17 protein-coding genes and 1 pseudogene are annotated in these 21,113 nt (G+C 64.1%); 8 read left to right on the top strand and 10 right to left on the bottom strand.

The window, feature by feature from the left end:
• Positions 1-385 precede the first annotated feature (385 nt).
• On the top strand, positions 386-1,357 hold the full coding sequence (locus tag GTW51_RS20260) for a sensor histidine kinase (RefSeq protein ID WP_163045867.1): 972 nt from the start codon (positions 386-388) through the stop codon (positions 1,355-1,357).
• A gap of 138 nt (positions 1,358-1,495) precedes the next feature.
• Here the strand turns inward: GTW51_RS20260 and GTW51_RS20265 are convergent, their stop codons facing one another.
• From GTW51_RS20265 to GTW51_RS20305, 10 genes and pseudogenes are all read right to left on the bottom strand, one after another.
• Positions 1,496-2,269, bottom strand: coding sequence for a TIGR04290 family methyltransferase (locus tag GTW51_RS20265; RefSeq protein ID WP_163045868.1), 774 nt, complete (start codon positions 2,267-2,269; stop codon positions 1,496-1,498).
• Positions 2,270-2,321: 52 nt separating this feature from the next.
• The gene (locus GTW51_RS20270; RefSeq protein ID WP_246233304.1) at positions 2,322-3,338 is read right to left on the bottom strand and encodes a UDP-glucuronic acid decarboxylase family protein; all 1,017 of its coding nucleotides are present in this window, start codon (positions 3,336-3,338) and stop codon (positions 2,322-2,324) included.
• A gap of 95 nt (positions 3,339-3,433) precedes the next feature.
• The gene (locus GTW51_RS20275) at positions 3,434-4,540 is read right to left on the bottom strand and encodes a glycosyltransferase family protein (RefSeq protein WP_163045870.1); all 1,107 of its coding nucleotides are present in this window, start codon (positions 4,538-4,540) and stop codon (positions 3,434-3,436) included.
• A complete protein-coding gene (locus GTW51_RS20280) occupies positions 4,537-5,631 on the bottom strand; it encodes a glycosyltransferase family protein (RefSeq protein WP_163045871.1) in 1,095 nt (364 codons plus the stop codon). Before GTW51_RS20280 ends, GTW51_RS20275 begins: the two co-directional genes overlap by 4 nt.
• On the bottom strand, positions 5,628-6,743 hold the full coding sequence (locus GTW51_RS23650; RefSeq protein ID WP_203566210.1) for a CgeB family protein: 1,116 nt from the start codon (positions 6,741-6,743) through the stop codon (positions 5,628-5,630). The genes GTW51_RS20280 and GTW51_RS23650 overlap by 4 nt, the downstream gene beginning before the upstream one ends.
• 75 nt (positions 6,744-6,818) lie before the next feature.
• A pseudogene (locus GTW51_RS23655) lies at positions 6,819-7,838 on the bottom strand (glycosyltransferase family 4 protein); the annotation flags it as partial.
• A gap of 35 nt (positions 7,839-7,873) precedes the next feature.
• Entirely contained in the window at positions 7,874-9,937 is a 2,064-nt protein-coding gene (locus GTW51_RS20290) for an NAD-dependent epimerase/dehydratase family protein (RefSeq protein WP_163045873.1), read from the bottom strand.
• On the bottom strand, positions 9,934-11,037 hold the full coding sequence (locus tag GTW51_RS20295; RefSeq protein WP_163045874.1) for an NAD-dependent epimerase/dehydratase family protein: 1,104 nt from the start codon (positions 11,035-11,037) through the stop codon (positions 9,934-9,936). Before GTW51_RS20295 ends, GTW51_RS20290 begins: the two co-directional genes overlap by 4 nt.
• A 112-nt stretch (positions 11,038-11,149) precedes the next feature.
• The gene (locus tag GTW51_RS20300; RefSeq protein WP_163045875.1) at positions 11,150-12,622 is read right to left on the bottom strand and encodes a UDP-glucose dehydrogenase family protein; all 1,473 of its coding nucleotides are present in this window, start codon (positions 12,620-12,622) and stop codon (positions 11,150-11,152) included.
• Positions 12,623-12,957: 335 nt separating this feature from the next.
• The gene (locus GTW51_RS20305) at positions 12,958-13,911 is read right to left on the bottom strand and encodes an MDR/zinc-dependent alcohol dehydrogenase-like family protein (protein ID WP_163045898.1); all 954 of its coding nucleotides are present in this window, start codon (positions 13,909-13,911) and stop codon (positions 12,958-12,960) included.
• A 433-nt stretch (positions 13,912-14,344) separates the two neighbouring features.
• Here GTW51_RS20305 and GTW51_RS23660 point away from each other — a divergent pair, with 433 nt between their 5' ends.
• The 7 genes from GTW51_RS23660 (at position 14,345) to rfbB (ending at position 21,110) form a co-directional block, all read left to right on the top strand.
• The gene (locus tag GTW51_RS23660) at positions 14,345-14,521 is read left to right on the top strand and encodes a hypothetical protein (protein WP_203566205.1); all 177 of its coding nucleotides are present in this window, start codon (positions 14,345-14,347) and stop codon (positions 14,519-14,521) included.
• 828 nt (positions 14,522-15,349) lie between these two features.
• Entirely contained in the window at positions 15,350-15,898 is a 549-nt protein-coding gene (locus tag GTW51_RS20310; protein WP_163045876.1) for a hypothetical protein, read from the top strand.
• Positions 15,899-16,305: 407 nt separating this feature from the next.
• The gene (locus GTW51_RS20315; protein ID WP_343034079.1) at positions 16,306-17,499 is read left to right on the top strand and encodes a sugar transferase; all 1,194 of its coding nucleotides are present in this window, start codon (positions 16,306-16,308) and stop codon (positions 17,497-17,499) included.
• 59 nt (positions 17,500-17,558) lie between these two features.
• The gene (locus GTW51_RS20320) at positions 17,559-17,942 is read left to right on the top strand and encodes a VanZ family protein (RefSeq protein ID WP_203566206.1); all 384 of its coding nucleotides are present in this window, start codon (positions 17,559-17,561) and stop codon (positions 17,940-17,942) included.
• A 123-nt stretch (positions 17,943-18,065) separates the two neighbouring features.
• Positions 18,066-19,421 (top strand): UDP-glucose dehydrogenase family protein, encoded by a 1,356-nt coding sequence (locus tag GTW51_RS20325; protein WP_163045878.1) that lies wholly within the window; start codon positions 18,066-18,068, stop codon positions 19,419-19,421.
• A 52-nt stretch (positions 19,422-19,473) separates the two neighbouring features.
• Positions 19,474-20,049 carry a dTDP-4-dehydrorhamnose 3,5-epimerase gene (gene rfbC / locus GTW51_RS20330; RefSeq protein WP_163045879.1) on the top strand — a complete coding sequence of 192 codons (576 nt, stop codon included), beginning with the start codon at positions 19,474-19,476 and terminating at the stop codon, positions 20,047-20,049.
• The gene (gene rfbB, locus GTW51_RS20335; protein ID WP_163045880.1) at positions 20,046-21,110 is read left to right on the top strand and encodes a dTDP-glucose 4,6-dehydratase; all 1,065 of its coding nucleotides are present in this window, start codon (positions 20,046-20,048) and stop codon (positions 21,108-21,110) included. Before rfbC ends, rfbB begins: the two co-directional genes overlap by 4 nt.
• Positions 21,111-21,113: the final 3 nt, after the last annotated feature.

The following is a 21,113-nucleotide window of genomic DNA, read 5'->3' on the forward strand; positions in this document are numbered from 1 at the left end:
TCCTCCCTGTGATCCAAAACCATCCGAACCGCGCGGGCGCGCACCTCGGGACTAAACGGCGGAGTTCTCTTCGTCATGGCTCCAGTCTCTCAAGAGTTGGAGCCTCCGACAAACTCGGGGCGGTTCAGAATGGGCGGAATTGCTGCGGTACGGCCCTGGCGGCACGGTCGAATTCGACCGTCCGGCCGAGCCATCCTTAGCGATCGACCCACCTTATACCGGACTCCTGTCGGGCACGCGGCCAGTCTATGGCTACACCGTCACGGATGCGACAGGGACGGTGCTGGATCGCTCCGACGCCAACGCTCCCGCCGGACGACCTGGACCAGCAGACCCGGAACCCGTTCTTTCAATAGGACCGACGCTCGACGGCACCGGACCCGTCATGATCGCCGAACTCTTTGTGCCGGAGTTTGAGGTATGGCTCCGGCTGGCGCGGTCGCGGTCGGATGTCACCGCTTTGACCAACACGTTCTTTGCCCAATCTCTCGAAGAGCTGGGGTGGGCGGCGCTGGCAATGCTCGTCGTCATGGTGCTCACTGCCGTGGGCATTGTTCGCTTCAGTCTGCTCGGACTCCGGCGAGTGGCGGCGCAGGCCGAACGGATCACCTTTGACAATCTGGGGCATCAGCGGCTTTCGGGCTCATCGGCACCTGCGGAGGTTCAGCCGTTGATTGCCGCCGTCAACCATGCCTTGGACAGCATAAGGACCGGTGCCGTTGCTCAACGCGATTTCTCCATCCATGCCGCCCATGAACTGAGGACGCCGCTTGCCGACCTCAAGCTACGGCTGGAAAGCCTTGCATCTGCTCCCGACCGGGACGCGGCAATGCAGGACATCGATGCAATGGCCCGTCTCATCGAGCAGTTGCTGCACATTGCCAGGTTGGATGGCAGTACGGTCTTCTCCCTACAATCGCTCCACCTCGGCGAGACAGTTGCCCAAGTCCTGCAGGAGGCGGCCCCGCGGCTGGTGTCCGCCGGATGGTTGATTGAGGCGGACGGCCTGAACTTACCCGTCCAAGTAATCGGCGACCCGACGCTGATCGCCATAATCATGCGAAATCTCGTGGATAATGTCCGTAAACATATACCGACTGGCAGCAGTATAAAGGTCTCCATTTCCGACGATGGCACGCTTCTGTTTGCCGATACGGGTCCGGGATTGCCACGAGGGTTTCCCTGTTCAAACTTTGCACGGTTTGTCCGGGGTAATGACGATGCTCGTTCCGGAAGCGGACTGGGACTTTCGATTTGTGAAACCGCCATGCGGCGCATGAGTGGAACCTTCAGCCGAGAACCCACGGTGAGCGGCGCAGCATTTCGAATGACCTTCAAGTTGGACCGACCGTCCTGAAATCGGACGAACATATTGAACCCATAGGCCAGACAGCCACCCACCCGATGGCGACGACGACTTCGTCGAGGGCTCGGGAAGGAACTGCCAAGCCACGCAGTTCACGTCAGGCAACCGAGTGAGAATGAACGCTCAAAACTATGGATCGGGCGACGACACGGCAGCGATGCGCGGCGGTGCATCGGCCATGACCGGGCGGTGGCCTCGACAGCACAGATAAACTTCGTCCTCGGTGGCGGCCTCGATCCGAAAGCCGGCACTGCGGAGCATCGCTTCCATGCCGGCCCGGTTGGGCACCCACCAATTGGTCGGATCAGCCGCGTAATTGTGCTCGATGAACGTCATCCGCGGGAACCCATCGTCCTCGAACGGCGCCGTGTCCTCGAATTCGTAATTCGCCTGGACGGGGCTGACCTGCCGCTTGCCGCGCAGCATCGATTGGAAGAGGAGGTCGCTCTCCGCCACGTGCTCGTAGATGAGGTCCAGCGCCAGCAGCGGATGTCGCAGGTGATAGAGGACACCCATGAAGATGACGAAATCGAACTTCTGGCCGAGTTGACCGACGTCGTAGACCGACAATTGCTCGAACTCGATAGTCAGACCGGCAATGTCCGCTGCCAGCCGCGCCTGCGCCAGATACCGGGGATCGGAGTCGATGCCGACGACGAGGTCGGCGCCGCGACGTTTCATTTCGAGTGAATAGAAACCGGCATTGCAGCCGATATCGAGGACCCTGCGTCCGCGCATGTCCAACGGAACGAGATGGCGAAAACCATTCCACTTGAAGGTCGGATAGTCTCCCAGGAAATGCTCGGGAGCCGTCTTGATGCCATCCAGTTCCATGTTGTGGAACCACGGCGCCAGCGCCTGGATCCGGCTTTCGACGTTGTCTTGCACCATGTCTCTGCTCATGCCGATAGCTTTTTGAAGCCGCTTTGGCGCGGGCCGTCGCCGCTTCGGTAACTCAAGTGAGGTTCGTCTCTGCGAAGGAGTAGGCGGTCCTGCTGCTCGGACGAGTCCCGCTCCGTTCGTGGTTGTCGTTGCGCTGCGCGTTGGCGAACCACGCGATCGTCGGCTCCAGTCCCTCGACGAGGGTGACGTTCGGTTCCCAGCCCAGCAGCGACCGCGCCAGCGAAATGTCCGGCCGGCGACGCTGGGGATCGTCCTGCGGCAGAGGGAGATGGACAATCGGCGATCGGGAACCGGTCAGCCTGACGACCACGTCCGCCAGTTCCCTGATGGTGAACTCGCCCGGATTGCCGAGATTGACCGGCTGCGCCGGATTGGGCGCCACTTCCATCAGCGCGACGATGCCGGCGATGAGGTCCGACACATAGCAGAAGGAGCGCGTCTGTTCGCCCGTTCCGTAGAGCGTCAGCGCCTCGCCTGCCAAGGCCTGGCAGATGAGATTGGAGACGATGCGCCCGTCGTCCGGCTGCATGCGCGGGCCATAGGTGTTGAAGATCCGGACCACGCGGGCGTCCACCCGCCCGGCACGGAGGTAGTCGAAGGTCAGCGTCTCGGCGGCGCGCTTGCCCTCGTCGTAGCAGGCACGCGGGCCGGTCGGGTTGACGTTGCCCCAATAGGCCTCGGTCTGCGGGTGCTGCAGCGGATCCCCATAGACCTCACTGGTGGATGCTTGGACAAGCCGTGCGCCGCAGCGCTCGGCGATTTCCAGGATATTGTTCGTGCCGACCACGCAGGTCATCATCGTATGAACGGGATCGGCCTGATATCGCGGCGGCGATGCCGCGCATGCCAGGTTGTAGATCTCGTCCACCTCCAGCGACGCCGGCAGCGCTTCGCATATGTCCCGTTCGATGAAGGTGAAACGGTTGCTGGCGCCGAAGCGCGAAAGATTGGCCGTCGATCCCGTCTGCAAGTTGTCCACACAGGTGACGCGGTGCCCGCGGCCGAGCAACAGTTCACACAGATGCGAACCGAGGAACCCGGCACCCCCGGTGACTAGAACGCGCTTCAGGTCGCTGCGCGGCGAGCCCGGAAACTGCTTTCCACCCCGGGGTTCGCTTTCCGCCTGCCGTGCCTGGATGCTGGTGCTATCCAATTCCACCTCCGTCATGCCGCGCCCGCTCGGGCCGTGGATCGTGAGGGGGCCGCCAGTCCATCGAGGGCGGCGAGCAGTTCCGCCGCTCGTGCCGTCCCCGTATGCTTCTCCAGAACGATCTTCCGCGCCGCCTGTGCCATTTCGCCGGCGCGCTTCTCGTCCGCGTCGGCCAGAAGCGCGACCACGTCCTCTGGACTGCGGGCGATCACGATCGCCTTGCCGTTCGGAAGAAGCTCGGTGAGGCCCTGCCAGTCATCACTGACGATCGGCGTTCCGACAGCCGCCGCCTCGAACAGGCGCACGCTCGGCGACCAGCCCGCGGCGATCATGTCGGCCCGCGTGACGTTCAGCGTGAATCGCTGCCGGGAATAGAAATCCGCATGGTCCGCAGGGGGCAGATGGTCGATCCGCTCGACATTGCCGGGCCACACGATGGCGGACGGATACTGCGGGCCCGCGACGACGAAACGCTTGTGCGGAAGACGGCGCGCCGGCTCGATCAGCAGCCGCTCGAGGGTCGGCTGGCGGTCGGGGCTGTAAGTGCCGAGATAGCCAAGGTCCCAGCTCGTCGCCGCACCCGTGTTGCGGTAGCGCTCCGGCTCCACCGAGCAGTACAGCGCGAGCGCACGGGCGGCGCCGAACTGGTTTTCCAGCCGCGACAGGGTCGGTCCGCCGGTGAAGGAGAAATAGGTATGGAAGCCGGGTATCTGCGCGGCGGCGAGATATTCCTCGTCTCCCTGTTCCAGCCTGGCGAGCGTCACGGGGGTGTCGATGTCGTAGAAGCTGACGCGGCCGGGCGCGATCTGGAACAGCGTGTCTATGACTGCCACGCCGTCCGGGACATAGGAGCCGACCAGCACCGCGCCGGCGCGGGCGAGGTCGTCGCCGTAACGGGCGGCGAGTTCCTCGACCTCGTCGTAGAATTCCAGCGTGCAGAAATCCGGGTCCGGCAGATCGCGGTGAGACGCGTACCAGGGTTTTTCCCGCTCCAGAAAGAGGACGCGGCTCCCGAGCGCGTCGAGACCCTTCAGGAGAGAGCGAAAGGTTGTGGCATGGCCGTTGCCCCAGGAAGAGGAGAGGGTGAGGCCCACCACGACGATGTCGAAGGGCGGCCTCACGCGCTTGCCCTTTCGCGTTTGGCCCCCGCATGACGATGCAGCAGCGCGTCCACGAGGACGGCGCGCTGCTCGTAGGTGTGGTCTTTCAGGACGTGGGCGAGCGCGGCCCGGCCGATGCGTGCCGCCCGCTCATCGTCGAGCCCGGCCATCAGGTCGACCACATCGCGGCCGTCCCGCGCGACCAGCACTTCTTCGCCCGGCTTCAGGAAAAGGTCGATGCCCGGCCATTCGTCGGTGATCAGGCAGGCTCCTGCACCGGCCGCCTCGAAGACGCGTGTCGGCGGCGAAAAGCCGGTCTCCGCCATGGAGGCGCGGTTGATGTTGAGGACCGCCTTCGGCGTGACGTTGAAGGCATTGTGGTCGCGCGTTCCGACGTGGCCGATATGGCGGACGTTTTCCGGCAGGGGCCGGTCGCCCCAGCCCGAACCGCCCAGAAGGAACGTGGCGTCAGGCAGGCGCGCCGCCGGCTCGAGGAAGAACTGCTCGACGCGGGCCTCCCGGTCAGGCAGGCGATTGCCGAGGAAGCCGAGCGCCGCCGCGAAGCGCTGGTCGGCCGCGACGGGATGGTGGGTGGACGGATCGAGCGCGTTGTAGATCGGGACACATTCGGCCGCACCGAGACGGCGGTAGGCTTCCGCCACCGGGTCGCCGCCGCCATAGGTCAGCACCGCGTCCAGCCGAAGCAGCGCCGCGTGGCCGGGATGGCCGGGATCGGCGTGCAACTCGGCCAGCGTCGCGGGCGCGTCGACGTCCCAGAAGATCTTCACCGCCTGCGGTTGCGCCGCGTCGAGGACAGCGCCGAGCAGCCAGTCATCGGCGTAGCCGACGCCGCTCGCCTTCACCACCACGTCCGCGTCGGCGGCTTCGGCGACCGCAGCGCCTGCGGCTTGCGGCGTCGCCGCGTAGACGACGACCCTGCACCAGTCCGGCGGATCGATATCGCGGTTCTCTTGCCGGCCATAGGCGTCAGGCTCGTAGAAGGTGATGTCGTGGCCATGCGCCGCCAGAGCCCGCAGCAGCCCGCGGTAGTAGGTGGCGGCGCCGTTCCAGTAGGATGACAGAATGCTGGAACCGTAAAACGCGATCTTCACTGCGCGGCCTCCCTTGCGATGTCCTGCGTCCCGTCGAGGCTGGAGAGGATTGCGAAAAATTCGTCCACCCGGTGCCGGCAGGTATGCCGCGCGCGGATGGTCTCGAGGCCGGAAGCGACAAGCGAGGCGGCCAAATCGGGATCGTTCAGCACGTCGCGGATTCGCGACTTCATCTCGGCGCCGTCGGCTGCCACGAGATAGTCGCTGCCGGTGCGGAAGAGATCCTCCTCGTCGCGCCACGGCGCCGAGATCAGCGGGATGCCGCAGGCCAGCGCCTCGAAGACGCGGATCGTCGGGATGCCCGGCAGCGCCTCGACATAGGGCCGGCGCGGAATGTGCATGGTGAAGCGATGGCTGGCGAAGGCCGCCGGAACGTCGGCGTTGGCGATCCAGCCGCGATAGTCGAGCCCGGCTTCCCTCAGCGCCTCGATGCCCTCGGCGGGATACCGAACCCCATGGACGACGCCGGAAAGGCCGAGCGTGCGCGCCGGCTCGATCAGGAACTCGCCGATCTCCTTCGTCCGCTCGCCGTCGCCCCAGTTGCCGATCCAGACCAGGTCGCCGGTCGGCTCGGCCGGCAGCGGCCGGAACAGGCGATCGTCTGCCGCCTCGTGCCAGGTGAAGACGCGGCGGCCCCAGCCGTCGGCTTGATAGCGCCGTCGCAGCGTCTCGCCGAAGGCCAGGACGGCGTCGTAGTCCTCCAGCGCCATCCCCGCGATGGCTTGGTGGTCCGAAACCGCCCGGTGATGGGTGTCGTGGAAGAGCAGCGCGAAGCGGCCGCCATCGCGGCGCAGGCGCCCGATCTCGGCGACGAGCGCCGGGTCGGTCCATTCGTGCACCACCACGACATCGGCTTCGGCAAGCGCGGTCGCATGATCGAAGCCGGGCCCGTAGGTCCGACTGGTGAGCTCGGGAAAGTCGCGCCCGAAGCGTTCGACATTGGCCTCGCCCTGCTGCTCGGCGAGATTGGTGCGGCTCCAGCTGTCCTCCGGCTCGAGCGCCTCGGCGTCGTGCCCCCGCGCCACCAGTTCACGCATGATGCCCCGCAGGAAATGGGCGTTCCCATGGTTCCAGTCGGAGACGAGAGAGTGGGTGTAGAAAACGAAACGCATCGGTTCAGCTCGCATGCAACGGTTCGGCGGCGGCGTACGCCGGGCGAGGGGGCGATAGGCCGCCTGCAGCGCACGCATCTGCTGCTTCGGGGTGAACTGCGCCGCCCGGCCGCGCCCCGCCGTGGCGAGTGCGGTACGGCGCTCCTGGTCGGCGATCAGCGCTTCCACCGCGTCGGCGAATGCGGAGGGATCGCGGGGATCGGCAAAAAGCGCCGCGTCCCGCCAGAGTTCGCGATAGGTCGGAATATCGGCCATCACCAAAGCCGCCCCGGCCTCGGCGGCTTCCAGCGCGGCAAGCCCGAACGGTTCGTAGAGCGATGGCGAGACGAAGATGGCGGCGCGCGCCATCAGCCGCCGCACCTCGTCGCCGGGCAAGGGGCCTAGTTCCTCGGCGCGGGAAAAGCGGAAGCTCTGGCCGTTGCCGCCATGGCAGGCGCCGGCGGCGCGGACGGGCCATGAGACGCGCTCGGCGAACTGGTCGAGCACGACGGCATTCTTGCCCTCGTCCCACCAGCGCGCTGCCGCGAGCACGAAGGGCTCCCGCATTGCCTGCGGCTGCCCGCACAGGCCCTCGACGGCGTTGGGCACGATCGCCAGATTTCCGGCCGTGCCGTAGACGCGGGTCAACGCCTCGGCATGCGCCTGTGTCGGTGCGAGGACGCGGTCGGCCCGTCGTAGGCCCTCGCGATTCATGTCGAACAGCCAACGCCATTCGTCTGGTAACGCCTCGCGCCGCAGCGCGTCCCACCAGGTGGGGACACAGGAGTGCGACACGACCACGATCGGCAGATCGGTTCGTATCCCGCAGGCCTGGCTGGGCAGGTTCAGGTGGAGAAGATCCACCGCTTCCGCTTCGGCCAGCCGGCTCAGGCGGCGGGGGATGGCGGCGAGTTCGTCCCGCCGTTCCGCCATCCAGTCCAGCTTCTCGTCGAGGACGGTGAGCCGGGTCTGCTGAAGCGTAGCGACTTCGCGTCGTTGGGCATCGGAGGGTTCGGGGCCGACGTTCACGAGAAGCACACGGGTCCCGGCAGCGTTCAGCGCCCTCGCCAGATCCACCGAGTAGCGCCAGACTCCGCCGACGGAGTCTGTCGTCATCAGCACATGGCGCGGCTGACCCGCTCCGGCACCGCTCACGCCCACAGCCTCCGCCCATCCCGGCCGAGCGGTGCAGGCAATGGCTGCAAGGATGCCAGCCGGTCTTTTTCCAGCGGACCCTCTTCGCTGCTCAGCCAGGCATGGAGATCGCTCAGGCCTTCCTGCCAGCCGATCTTCGCCCGCCAGTCGACTGCCTCCGTCAGCTGCCTCGTATCGGCGACGAAATAGGTCTGGTCGCCCTGGCGTGTGTCGCTGTAACGGATGGCGAGATCGCCGCCGACCAGGTCCGAGATCACCGCCAGGACGGTCCTGAGACTGACCGCGTTGTCGGGGCCGCCGCCGAGATTGAAGGCGCGGCCCTGCACGGTATCGATGTTCGCCAGCAATGCCCGGTAGGCGGCCACGGCATCGGCCACATGCAGGATGTCGCGCACCTGCTTGCCGTCGCCATAGATGGTCAGCCCCTCGTCGCGCAGCGCCCGGATCAGGAAATGGGCGACCCATCCCTGGTCCTCCGTACCGAACTGCCGCGGACCGTAGATGCAACTCATGCGCAGCACTGCCGTCGGCAGGTCGTAGGATTTCGCGTAATCCAGCACGTACTGGTCGGCGACGCCCTTGGAGCAGCCATAGGGCGTGCAGAAATCGAGGCGTCTCGCCTCGCTCACGCCGTGCGCGGCGATGTCGTTGTCGGCCGGCGCGTAGCGGTCGGCCTCCTCCTTCATCGCGAGATCGGCGAGGTTGCCATAGACCTTGTTGGTGGAGGCGAAGATCACCGGGGTCTTGCGCCCGGAGCGCCGGACAGCCTCCAGCACGTTGAGCGTGCCGCGCGCGTTCACCTCGAAATCGGCCATGGGCTGTTCGAGACTGGTGGTGACGGCGACCTGGGCGGCGAGGTGAAACACCGCGCCGGCGTCCTGGAGCACGTCGCGCAGGCTACCCTCATCCCGCACGTCGCCCGGCTGCCAATGGACCCGTGTGCGATGGCGATCCCTCAGCCACGCCAGATTGCGCTCGACGCCCGGCCGGCTGAGATTGTCGACGACGACGACGTCACGACCCTCGGCCAGGAAGCTCTCGGCGATGTTGCAGCCGATGAACCCGGCGCCCCCCGTGACCACGATCGGCTCAGCGCCGCGCCGCAGGTGCGGTGCGGCGAGCGCCATCGTCTGGCGAACGGCCGCAACGCCGCCCTGCGACAGGAGGCGTCCCAGGAGCTTCGGCTGACCTGCCGCGTCGACGACGCCCATGTGATAGTGGCGGTCGTCGAAGCGAAGACCCTCCTGCACCGCCACATCGGGCTGGACGTCCTGCCAGCCATACCAGTAGAGGCGTTCCGCCGGAGCCCTCAACGCGGTGAGGAAGCTTTCCGCCTGCTTCGCCTCGTCGTGCCGCCACGTCGCGTAGCCCGCTTCGGTAATCCAGATTTCGGCTTCAGGGGCAAAATGTTCGAGGATGGCGCGCGTCTGTCCGACGAGATCGTCCCAGCCGCTCCAGGTGCTGTTCTCGCTGTCCCACGTGCCCGGAAAGCCGTGCAGGCCGACGACGTCCATCTTCGCCAGCAGTCCGCGCTCGCCTAGCAGATGCAGCAAGTTTGCGTCGAAGGGGCTGAGGCCCCCGAGCACCGTCTTGTAGCCCCGTTCCTGCGCCCAGTGGGCGGCGGCGCCGACCATCTCGCAGAACAGCGCCCAGTCGGGGTCCTGGCGCCAATCCCAGTCCAGAAGGTTGTTCGGCTCGTTCCACAACTCGACGGCGGTGAAATGCTCGCCGTACCGCGTCAGCACGTGGTCGACGAAGTCCGCGAAGTCCAGCAGGCGGTGAGGCGGGCCGGCGGAGGTGCCCGTTCGCGAGAGCGACGGGGGAGTGTAGTGGACACAAGGCAGAAGCTCGAAACGCTCTGCGATCTTCGGGATCAGCCAGTCGTACCACGCGGGCCCTTCCGGCTGATGATACTCCGCCCAGGAGAGGTGGGTCCGCACGTAACGCGCCCCCGCGCGCTCCATAGCGTCGAGGGCTTTCTGCGTACGCTCGTACTCGCCAGGGCGGAACCACTCGGCAAAGCCGTAGAACTTGTCCTGACCGGCGGGACCCTCCGTCATGCCACGAGGCCTCGTGCTTCGAGGTGCTTGCGCATTTCGTCGTTGCGATCGGTGACTTCCTGCTGCGCCACCCACTCCGCGAGTTCTCCGAGCGAATCCTCCAGCGTGTGGCGCGGCTCGAAACCGAGCAGCGCGCGCGCCTTGGTGATATCGGAGAAACAGTTGCGGATGTCGCCCGACCGCGCCTTCATCATGATTTCGGGTTCGACCGGGCTGTTCATCGCCTGCGCCACCATGCGGGCGACGTCGGTGACGGAGTAGGATCGGCCGCTGCCGATGTTGATCGTCTGGCCCTTCGCCTCGGGGCGCTCGAGCGCCAAACGGAACGCGCGCGCGACATCGCGCACATGCACGAAATCGCGGCGCTGAAGCCCGTCCTCGAAGATCGTCGGGGCCTGTCCGTTGGCGATGCGGGAGGAGAAATTCGCAAGGACGCCGGTATAGGGGTTGGACAGTGCCTGTCCGGGGCCGAACACGTTGAAAAGCCGCAACGCCACCGCGTCCACCTTGTAGGCGTTCGCGAAGATCAGGACCGACTGCTCCTGGAAGTACTTCGTCAGCGCGTAGATCGAGGCAAGATCCACCGGTTTCGTCTCGTCAGTGGCGACCGGGCGCAGCACGCCGCCGTCGGGACCGAGGACGTCCCAGCGCCCTGCGGCGATGGCCGCCGGATCGCGGCGCGCATTGTCCACCACCTTGCCGGCCTCGGTCTCGTAGCGTCCCTCGCCATAGACGCTCATGGACGAGGCGACGACGACGCGCCGGACAGGCTGCTCGATCAGTTCCTGGAGAAGCACCGCCGTGCCGACGTCGTTCGTGCTGACGTAGCGCTCGATCTCGTACATGCTCTGGCCGACGCCGACTTCGGCGGCCAGGTGGACGACGCCGTCCACGCCGGAGAGCACAGCCCGTACGGTCTGGGCATCGCGGATGTCACCCTTACGGATCTCCACGCCTTCCAGGTCCACCGGCTGCCCGGCTCCATGGACCTGGTCGATCAGGGAATCGAGAACCCGGACCTCGTGGCCGTGATCGAGAAGTTCCTTGCAGACCTGACGTCCGATGAAGCCGGCACCGCCGGTGACGAGAAAACGAGACAAACGCTACTCCTCTGATCTGTTGGCAACCCTGCGCGACGATCGATGGCGGATAGGCAAGGCAGGATCTGGTGCAGGCTTCCCTCCAGGAAACCTTTCGGACCGAATCGCCTCGTCAGCTCAATGCCACTCGGCTGTCCCCGACTGCTCGACGACGTTCCCGCCGGCCCGGAACGGTACGTTCCGGCTGCAGAGCGTGGTCGGGGGCGAGGGCGGGGGCGGAGCCGATCGGATGGTAGAGGAAGCCGGCCTTCGCCATCGCCTCGCGGGCATAGAGATTGCGAAAGTCGATGAAGGTCGCGCCCCTCATGCTGCGCCGCGCGGCCACGAGGTCGATCATGCGGAACTCGGCCCACTCCGTCAGCAGCACCACGGCATCGGCCCCTTCCAGAGCTGCGGCGAGCGAGGATGCCTGGCGCGCCAATTCCAGCTCCGCAACGCCATCGGCAGCAACCTGCGGATCATAGAAGCGGACTTCTGCACCAGCCGCGACAAGGGCCGGGATCAGGCGGAGAGCGGGCGCTTCGCGCAGATCGTCCGTGTCCGGTTTGAAGGCGACGCCGAGGACGGCGATCGTCTTGCCGGCGCACGAGCCCAGTGCGTCGGCCACGCGGGACGAAAGGCTCTCCTTGCGGTCTTCGTTGATCGCGACCACCGCCTCGACCAGGCGCTGAGGGCGGCCCAGCCTGCGGCCGATATCGACGAAGGCCCGCGTGTCCTTCGGGAAGCAGGAGCCACCAAAGCCCGGGCCCGGCTGGAGAAAACTCGGGCCGATCCGGGCGTCCAGGCCGATGCCGCACACGACGTCGCGGACGTCGCCGCCGGCTGCCTCGCACAGATCGGAGACCTCGTTGGCAAAGGCGACCTTCATGGCCAGAAAGGCATTGGCGGCGTACTTTATCAGTTCGGCGTTTTCCGGCGAGGTGAAGAGAACCGGCACGTCCTGTTCGACGAAACTCCGATAGATCCTCTCCATGCCAGCACGGCCGGCGTCGTCGTGGCAGCCGACGACGATCCGGTCCGGGCGCAAGAAATCCTCGACTGCCCGTCCTTCGCGCAGGAATTCCGGGTTCGAGATCACCGAGAACGCCAGTCCCGGGCGCTGGTCCGAGACGATCGTCCGGATGGCCTTGTTGGTCCCGGCAGGTACGGTCGACTTCACCACCAGGCAGGCACCCGGCCGCAATTGCGGGGCCACCATGCGGGTCGCCTCGAAGATCTGGGTAAGGTCGGCCTCGTCGCTCCCCGGCAGGGACGGGGTGCCGACAGCCAGAAAGACGAAGTCGGCTCGTGCGACGGCCGCCGGCCCGAACGTGTCGAAGCGCAGACGACCTTCGGCGATTTGCCGACCCATCAGCTCATCAAGGCCCGGCTCGTAGATCGGGCTCCTGCCGGCCTGCAAGGCGGCAATGCGCTTGGCATCGGTATCCAGGCAGAGAACGTCGAAGCCGAGCTTTGCCAGACACGTGCCGGTAACAAGGCCGACGTAACCGGCTCCAATCATGGTGATGCGATAGGCGGAGATGCTATTTCTGCTGGGATCGGGCGAGGTTGTATCTGCTTCGGCCTCCGGAAAGAGCAGATTCATCGCCGCTCACCACCAGCATGCACGAGGACGGGGTAATCGGATGAAGCAATGCGCATAGGGCTTCCCTGCTACTCACTCATTCATTGCTTGCGGCTTCGGCGCCTCGCTGATCGAGCGCTTCCCTGAACCATGCCACGACGACCAATCAGCTAGGCAGCGGCAGCAGCAGGGGAAGATGCTGCTTCCGAAAGGATTGGCAGCAGGCTACGGATCTTTTCCAGAGGCCGATCGGCGGTTGCCGCCCCCGCGCATCTGATGGGCCTGGGCCCGTCGTATCGACACGGGCGGCCTCGGTAGCGCTTCCGTAAAGCCCAGGCAGCGCCGGTCGGCCGCCGTCAGATCGTCACCAGCGCCTTCATGAAACCGTCCGGACGGTCGCGGGTCATGTTCAGCGCTTCATCGAGGCGTTGCAGCGGAAAACGGTGCGTGTAGAGCGAGCCCGGATCAAGGCGGCCGCTTGTGACCGCCTCGACCGCTGCCCCAATCCCGTCGACGTAAACCTTCGGGTCGCGCTCATGAGCGTTGATGACGTCGAGACCGCGCCAGTTCCATAGCTGCATGTTGACCTGGCGCGGACCGTCCTGATGATAGCCGGCGATGACGAGACGCCCCCGCTCGGCGGTGAGTTCGCCGGCAAGGTCGAGCGGCCACTGCTTGCCGACGGCCTCGATGACGCGCTCGCACATGGTCCCGCCGGTGAGTTCGCGAACTTGTTCGATGATCTGGTAGTGATCCAGCATTGGGATCGTCTCGGCCGCACCCATTCGGCGCGCCGTCTGCAGCGCATAATCACGCCGCGAGATCGCGATCACCCGCGCTCCCGCCTCGGCGGCGAGGCGGGTGAGGATCGCACCGAGAAATCCGATGCCGATGATGGCCACTGACTGACCCGCCCGGATGTCACTGCGGCGAAAGATGTTCATCGCGCAGCCGAGCGGTTCGCCGGGGAAGGCTTGCTGGCCCAGTTCCGGCGGCAGCCGCACCACCGAACTTGCGGGACCAACGTCGTAGCCGGCGTAGCTGTTGTAGAAGAGGGCCGAGACCCGTTCTCCGACCGCCACGTCGCCCACGTCCTTCCCGACCGCGTCGACGATGCCCCAGCCTTCGTGCCCCAGCCCGCCCGGGGCGGTCGGGAACTCCATCCACTCCGGCCCCGCCCAAGGCGTGAGATTGGACGCGCAAACCCCGCAGCCTTCCAGGCGCACCCGCACCTGATCAGGCGCCGGCAGCGGCAGCGGCACCGTTTGAATCTCCACACGCCCGGCACCGACAACCACGGCCGCCTGCATCGTCTCTCCGGTTTCCTTGGTGGTCAAATCGTCCTCGCTCGGCTTGCGGTTTCGGCGCCTCGGGCGGTCGCGGCAGTGCGCGGGCTTGCCAGGAACGACGCTGACTTTCAGCCGGCCTATCGTGCAGGCCCGTCGCGATCAACCGCGAGATGATCATCCGGCCAACGGTGCCGGCGCTGAGATATGCCCTCGTTGTGGAACCGGTTGCGCCACCTGCGACGTTCATCCTGTTCCATCGGAGGAGAAACATGTCGAATTCCGATCGAAATGGTCCCCAAGGCGGCAGCCCGGCGAGGAACTCTGCGCAAGGGCAGAAGAGCCGCGACGCGGCCCCGTCCCCCGGCATCGGTGAGGATCCCGCCCAAGACATCGATGAGACGTCGGCGGGCGGCCTTCACTTTCCCGACGACGATCAACCTGAGGAGCCATCGCCATGACCGTCGAAAGCATCATCCGTGAGGCCATTGTCGAAGAGCTCCGGCGTCAGGCCGAAAACAGCGGCTCGAAGCTCAGGGTCGAGGCGAGCGAGGACAAGATGACGATCAACGGTCCCGTCAATCTCGATGATCTCGTAATGGTCGTGATGGGGTCGGTGGCGGGAGGGCCGTAGCCTATGGAGCGACGCCATCGAGGAGGAACCCACCGGCGTTGGCCGGCGGGTATCTCCGGCGCCTCAAGGCGGCTGCGGCCGAGTCCATCCAGTCTCTGTGGCCCGACTCGTCGGCATAGGCCTTCTGGAAGAAAGTGTGCGCTTCCGGGGTCGCGACATCGTTCTTCGACGCGTGATCGCAAGCCATCTTGGTCTCGATCTCGTTCGCCGACATCGCTTTGAGAATGGTCTTGTCCGACGATGGGAGCAGGAAATAGACGCGCCGGGCAGAAGCCGATCCGTCCGCAGCCTCGACACCAGCGGATACAGCCCTTCTCGCTGGCTTTGTTCCCAATGCTGGCCGCCGCGGCGCACGGCCGAACACACTCCAACGCCACACGGGAAAACTTCCCCCTCTCGGTGGCCATCTTTCCAGGAAATTTGATCATCCGCCTGAAGACACCGTCCTCTGGCGGGGATGGCGCGGCTCATCGACATCCAAATCGGACGTAATCTTCAGCACGGTAGGACTTGTCGGAAGCCGGCGGGGGAAAGAATTTTCGTTATCTGTTGCCGAGGCAGCACACGAGTTAACGGAATCAGAACCTTATCGGCTACTGTTGACCAAGCGGGCCGCCGTTCTTGGCAGTTTGCACGCTATTGCGGTTCAGTGAACTGCATGGCACTGTTGCGCGGCGTTTAATAAGGCCGTCATGTAACGATGTTAGATGACGCTAGCGTGTGGTTTTATAAGAGCTTCGGTTCGCTCTTGAAAAAATCATCGACGTTAGCGGAAGTCTCTTCACGAAAAGTGCTGGCGCTTCGATAGGCGACGATAGGGGTACGGGGATGAAATTCTTGAAGTTTGCGCTCATGACGAGCGCCACCGCGATGTTCGCGACAGCTGGTCTCGCACAGGAGCGCGCCCCGCAGCAGCTTGAATGCGGGTGCTCTTCGCAGCCGCTCGCTGCAAGTGCCGGTGCAACTCTGGGCGTCGTGACCTCGGCGACGAGCGACGTGCTGATGAGTCAGCCTGCGGGCCTCGCTGCAGCGAAGGCTGGTGCGCCGTTGTCTCTAGGTTCGCGCGTTGTGGCCGGACCAAAGGGCTCGGCGGCGCTTAGCCTTGGCAGTGATTGTCTCGTAAACGTCGCGGCGAATTCTGCTGTCACTGTCGCCGCATCCGAAGGTAAGCTTTGCGTCCGCACTGCGACCGTAACACAATTCGAGTCGACGACGCGCTTCGGTCAGCAGCAGGGCCCGGGTGATCAGCAGTCTCCGTCGGCGCCCATCGGCTTCCCAGAAGTTGCGGGCGGATTGATCGGCGTAGCCGCAGCCGCTTCAGTGATCACGGGGGTTTCGGACGACGACGACGACGAGAGCGTTTCCCTCGGCCGGTAACAAGCCGATATCCTAAAGAACGTCGTCGCGCTCGGTCTGAATACGTCGGGCGGACGACGATACATCGATTCTGGTATGCCTGATTGTCAAACGCATACCTTGCTGGCGTTGGGCCGGAAGTATTCTCTTTTGCGTCTCCATTTTCGATCTGCAGCTTCAGTTCACGATCCATTCGTGACCCGCTCTTGCACGGTCGAAGAGCAGTTTGAACAAGTGGCCGGTCTCATTCAGTTCGATGACGCTTCCAAGGGGCTTACGGTGACCTCGTATCTTGAAAGGACGTTATTTATCGACGCGGCGTGCGTAATTTCATGTTCGAACTAGCGAGGACTCTGTCGGAATCGCGTAGGCCGGTGCAGATACTAAAGCTGAAATGGGTGCAGTTGCTGGGAGGAATAGTCTTGGCGGTGTTAATTCCCGTTCTTGTGCGCTATGAGTTCGATCTTGAATTACCGACTCCGGGTAGTGCCTGGAATACGATCGCAGGAGTCACATTCGCACTAGTTCTCGGCTTTTACATCTTAACGCAGGTCACGCGATTTCCGGGCGTCCGAGCAAGTTCATACGTCGTGCCCTGCTTGACGGGGAGCTTCGGCCTTGTCCTGCTGGTATTTTTCTTTTTTCGACTTGAATATGCGCGGTCGCTGTTTGTGGCGAGCTTTACGATCGGTGTTATCTGGTTCTTTGTGGCAATGCTGCTGACGCGGATGCATATCAGGCCGACATTCGCGGTTATCCCTTTTGGCTCGGTCGAGCGTCTGCAATCCGTCACAACGGCCGATTTCAAGTTGCTCTTGTCGCCCCTCGTGCCGGCGCAAGTGCCAGACGCTCTGATTGCCGATTTTCGGTCGGATTTGCCGGCTGTTTGGGAGCACTTTATCGCCGATTGGGTTGTAGCCGGCCGACCCGCCTATCACGCAAAGCACGCGATGGAGACGCTGACAGGGCGTGTCGACATAGAGCATCTTTCGGAGAACAGCTTCGGTTCGCTCGAGCCCGCGTTGGGGTATCGCAAGATCAAACGAGTGCTCGACATAGTCGTAGCTCTCCTGCTGCTACCGGCATTCGTCCTTCTGACGCTCGTCGTCGGAATAGCAATTGCAATTGATTCTCCGGGACCGGTTTTCTTCCGCCAAGAACGTGTCGGCTATCGCGGTCGCATCTTCCGGATGATTAAGTTTCGTACGATGAAACACGGCCCGGCGGTCTCTAGTGGTCAACGTGAAGCGGCGATGACGCAGGCGCAGGATCCTCGCATTACCCGTCTCGGACGCTTTCTGCGGCGCACGCGGATCGACGAGATCCCGCAACTCTTGAACATCCTCAAGGGAGAAATGAGCTGGATCGGGCCGCGCCCGGAAGCGAAAGCGTTGTCCGGCTGGTACGAGGAAGAGCTGCCCTTCTATCGATACAGGCATATCGTGCGGCCCGGGATCACTGGCTGGGCGCAAGTCAATCAAGGGCACGTCGTCGAAATGCACGAGGTGCTCGGCAAGCTGCATTACGATTTCTACTACATCAAATATTTCTCGCCCTGGCTCGACGCCTTCGTCGCCATCCGCACGGTGTGGATCATGCTACGTGGGTTGGGTGCACGGTGAGGGGGGTCTTTCCGCGCCTTCGTCGTGGAAGGGATCCCTGGGTGGTCGGTTGCCTTGCCTTGCTGTTCTTCAGCGCGGCGGCGCTGGTTGCCTGGTTCGGGTTTTTTGACAACTATCAGTTGCCGGTGCCGCCGAGGGTCGCCGACGGCGACAAGGTCGGGCACGTGGCGGGTTTCGGGCTGTTGGCGCTCACCGCGGGACTGCTCTTCGGCACCGGCAGGCGAGCTGCCGTCCTCTTGAGCGTCGCGGCGGCCGCCCTGGAGGGCGTTCAGTTGTTCCTGCCGACGCGTCAGGCAAGCGTCACCGACTTGCTGGCGAGCCTTGCCGGCATCGGTCTCGGCTTTGCCGGCGCCTTTGCCTTGTCGGCGCTCGCCGGATGGGTCGGCAACGGCATGGCGCGGGGCGGCGATGGCGGGTCGCGGCGCGGCGAGGAACTGCCGTGAGGTTCGCGGCGGAGGCCGGCGCTCGGATGCGGGGCGATTGGCTCGGTGCGTGGCGTTATCGGGCGTTTGCGTGCAAAGGCGGGTTAGAAAGACATACAGGGATGACGGGGATCACCATCTGATATGAAAATCGTCATGGTAGGCGCCGGCTATGTCGGCCTGGTCTCCGGCGCGTGTTTTGCCGATTTCGGCCACGATGTCATTTGCGTCGACCGCGACGAGTCGAAGCTTGAGCTCCTGAAACTCGGCAAGATGCCAATCTACGAGCCGGGCCTCGAGGCGCTTGTCGAGCGGAACGTCTCCCAGGACCGACTTCGGTTTTCCAATGACCTTGCCAGCGCGGTTGCCGGGGCAGACGTCGTGTTCATTGCGGTCGGCACGCCGTCTCGGCGAGGGGACGGTCATGCCGACCTCTCATACGTGCACGGCGTCGCAGAAGAGGTTGGTCGCGCATTGAACGGCTTTACGGTCGTCGTCACGAAATCGACCGTGCCGGTCGGCACCGGAGACGCGGTCGAGCGCATCATCGCCGAGGCCAACCCGGAAGCGCAGTTCGCGGTCGTTTCAAACCCGGAGTTTCTGCGGGAGGGTTCGGCCATTGAGGACTTTAAACGACCCGATCGTGTGGTGATCGGCACGGAAGACGATCGGGCAAGGGCAGCGATGTCGGAACTCTACCGCCCGCTGTCGCTGAATGCGTCGCCGATCTTTTTCACCTCGCGCCGAACAGCCGAGCTGACGAAGTACGCAGCAAACGCGTTTCTGGCGATGAAGATCACCTTCATCAACGAGATCGCCGATCTCTGCGAACAGCTTGACGCCGATGTTCAAGATGTCGCCCGCGGGATCGGCATGGACGGGCGTATTGGTTCGAAGTTCCTGCACGCAGGCCCCGGCTACGGCGGATCGTGCTTTCCGAAGGATACGCTGGCGCTGGTGAAGACGGCACAGGATGCCGAATGCCCGGTTCGCCTGATCGAAACGACGGTGTCGATCAACGAGCAGCGCAAGCGCTCGATGGGTCGCAAGATCATCAAGGCTTGCGGCGGCTCCGTCCGCGGCAAAAAGATCGCGATCTTCGGGCTGACCTTCAAGCCGAACACCGACGACATGCGCGACGCACCCTCGATCTCGATCATCCAGGCGTTGCAGGATGCCGGTGCGCATATCGCGGCTTACGACCCCGTCGGCATGGAGTCGGCGGGGGGCTTGCTGACGGATGTCGCGTTCGCCGACGGAATTTACGAAGCCGCCGAAGACGCCGATGCGGTGGCGATCGTGACGGAGTGGGACGAGTTTCGATCGCTGGATTTGCAGCGGCTGAAATCGTTGATGAAAACGCCGATCATGGTCGATCTGCGAAACATCTATAACAGCGACGAAGTCATTCGAGGGGGCTTCAGCTATGTAGGCGTCGGCCGGGCAAAAACGCCCGAAGCAACTGCCCGCGTTCTGCAGCCTGAATTCGAGGCGACATGATAGGGGCAGCCCTGATGAACTTTGACCTCTTGCAGTGCCGCGGGGACCGTCGATGCTGACCGTTCGCTCGCTTGCTCTGCCAGAGGTGCGGGAGATCGTGCCGCAAAAATTCGGTGACGAACGCGGTTGGTTTGCCGAAGTTTACCAGATGCGGCGCTTCGCCGAAGCGGGAATTAGCTGCGAATGGGTGCAAGATAACCAGTCGTATTCCGCATCGGCATACACACTCCGCGGGCTGCACTATCAAGAGCCGCCCTTCGCTCAGGACAAGTTGGTTCGGGTCCTGAGGGGGAAAATCCTGGACGTCGCTGTCGACATCCGGCGCGGCTCACCGCGGTTTGGGAAGTGGGTCGCCCTCGAGCTCTCCGCGACCGCGTTCAATCAGATCTTCGTACCTGCAGGCTTCGCGCACGGCTTCCTGACCCTGGAACCCGAGACGGAGGTCTTATACAAGGTATCGGCTCCTTATTCGGCGGCGCACGATCGCAGCATTCGCTGGGACGACCCCGAAATCGGTGTCGCCTGGGGATTGGCCGACCTCGAACCGGCTTTGTCGACTAAGGACCGTGCAGCTCCTCTTTTGCGGGACGTCGAGCCAGGCTTCGAATTCAAGGCAGGTGACAAATGACGACGATCCTCGTGACCGGCGGCGCCGGGTTCATCGGCTCGGCCGTCTGCCGACATCTCATCGGCGAGACCGATCATCGAGTCATCAATCTCGACGCGCTGACCTATGCGGCCAATCTTTCTTCCCTCGATCCGATTGCAGACAATCCTCGCTATCGCTTTGTGAAAGGCGATATCGGCGACCGCGAAGCGGTGGCGGCCCTTCTGCAGGCGGAAGAGGTAGACATCGTCATGCACCTTGCCGCGGAGAGCCATGTCGATCGCTCGATCGATGGCCCTGCTGCATTCATCACGACGAACATCCTCGGGACGTATCAGCTTCTCGAAGCGTCCCGTGACTATTGGAAAGAGCTGCCGGAGGAGCGGCGCGGCCGCTTTCGCTTCCACCACGTCTCGACGGATGAAGTGTACGGCGAGCTACCTCTAGACGGGGGCCTGTTCACGGAGGCGACCGCCTACGCGCCGTCATCCCCCTACTCGGCATCAAAGGCGGCATCTGATCATCTGGTGATGGCCTGGCATCATACCTACGGCCTACCGGTCGTTCTCTCCAACTGCTCCAACAATTACGGACCCTACCACTTCCCCGAGAAGCTGATCCCGTTGATGATTTTGAACTGCCTCGAGGACAAGCCGCTGCCGGTTTATGGCCGCGGTGACAACGTTCGCGACTGGCTCTACGTCGAGGATCATGCACGGGCATTGGCTCTGGTCGCTCTCGAAGGGGAGGCGGGTCGCGGCTACAACATCGGCGGGCGGAACGAGCGGACAAATCTCCAGGTGGTCCATGCGATCTGCGACACGCTTGATAGGCTAAAACCCCGATCCGGCGCCGGTTCGCGTCGCGATCTCGTGGAATTTGTTTCAGATCGGCCTGGGCACGATCTGCGTTACGCGATCGACGCCACCCGGATCGAAACGGAACTCGGCTGGAAGGCGCGCGAGACGTTCGAGACGGGTCTGGAAAAGACGATCCGGTGGTTCATCGAAAACGAGCATTGGTGGAAGCCCATCCGCGAAGGCCGCCATAGCGGTGGTCGGCTCGGCGGGATCCTCGCGTGAGTA

The organism is Aurantimonas aggregata (genome assembly GCF_010500835.1).
Taxonomy (GTDB): domain Bacteria; phylum Pseudomonadota; class Alphaproteobacteria; order Rhizobiales; family Rhizobiaceae; genus Aurantimonas; species Aurantimonas aggregata.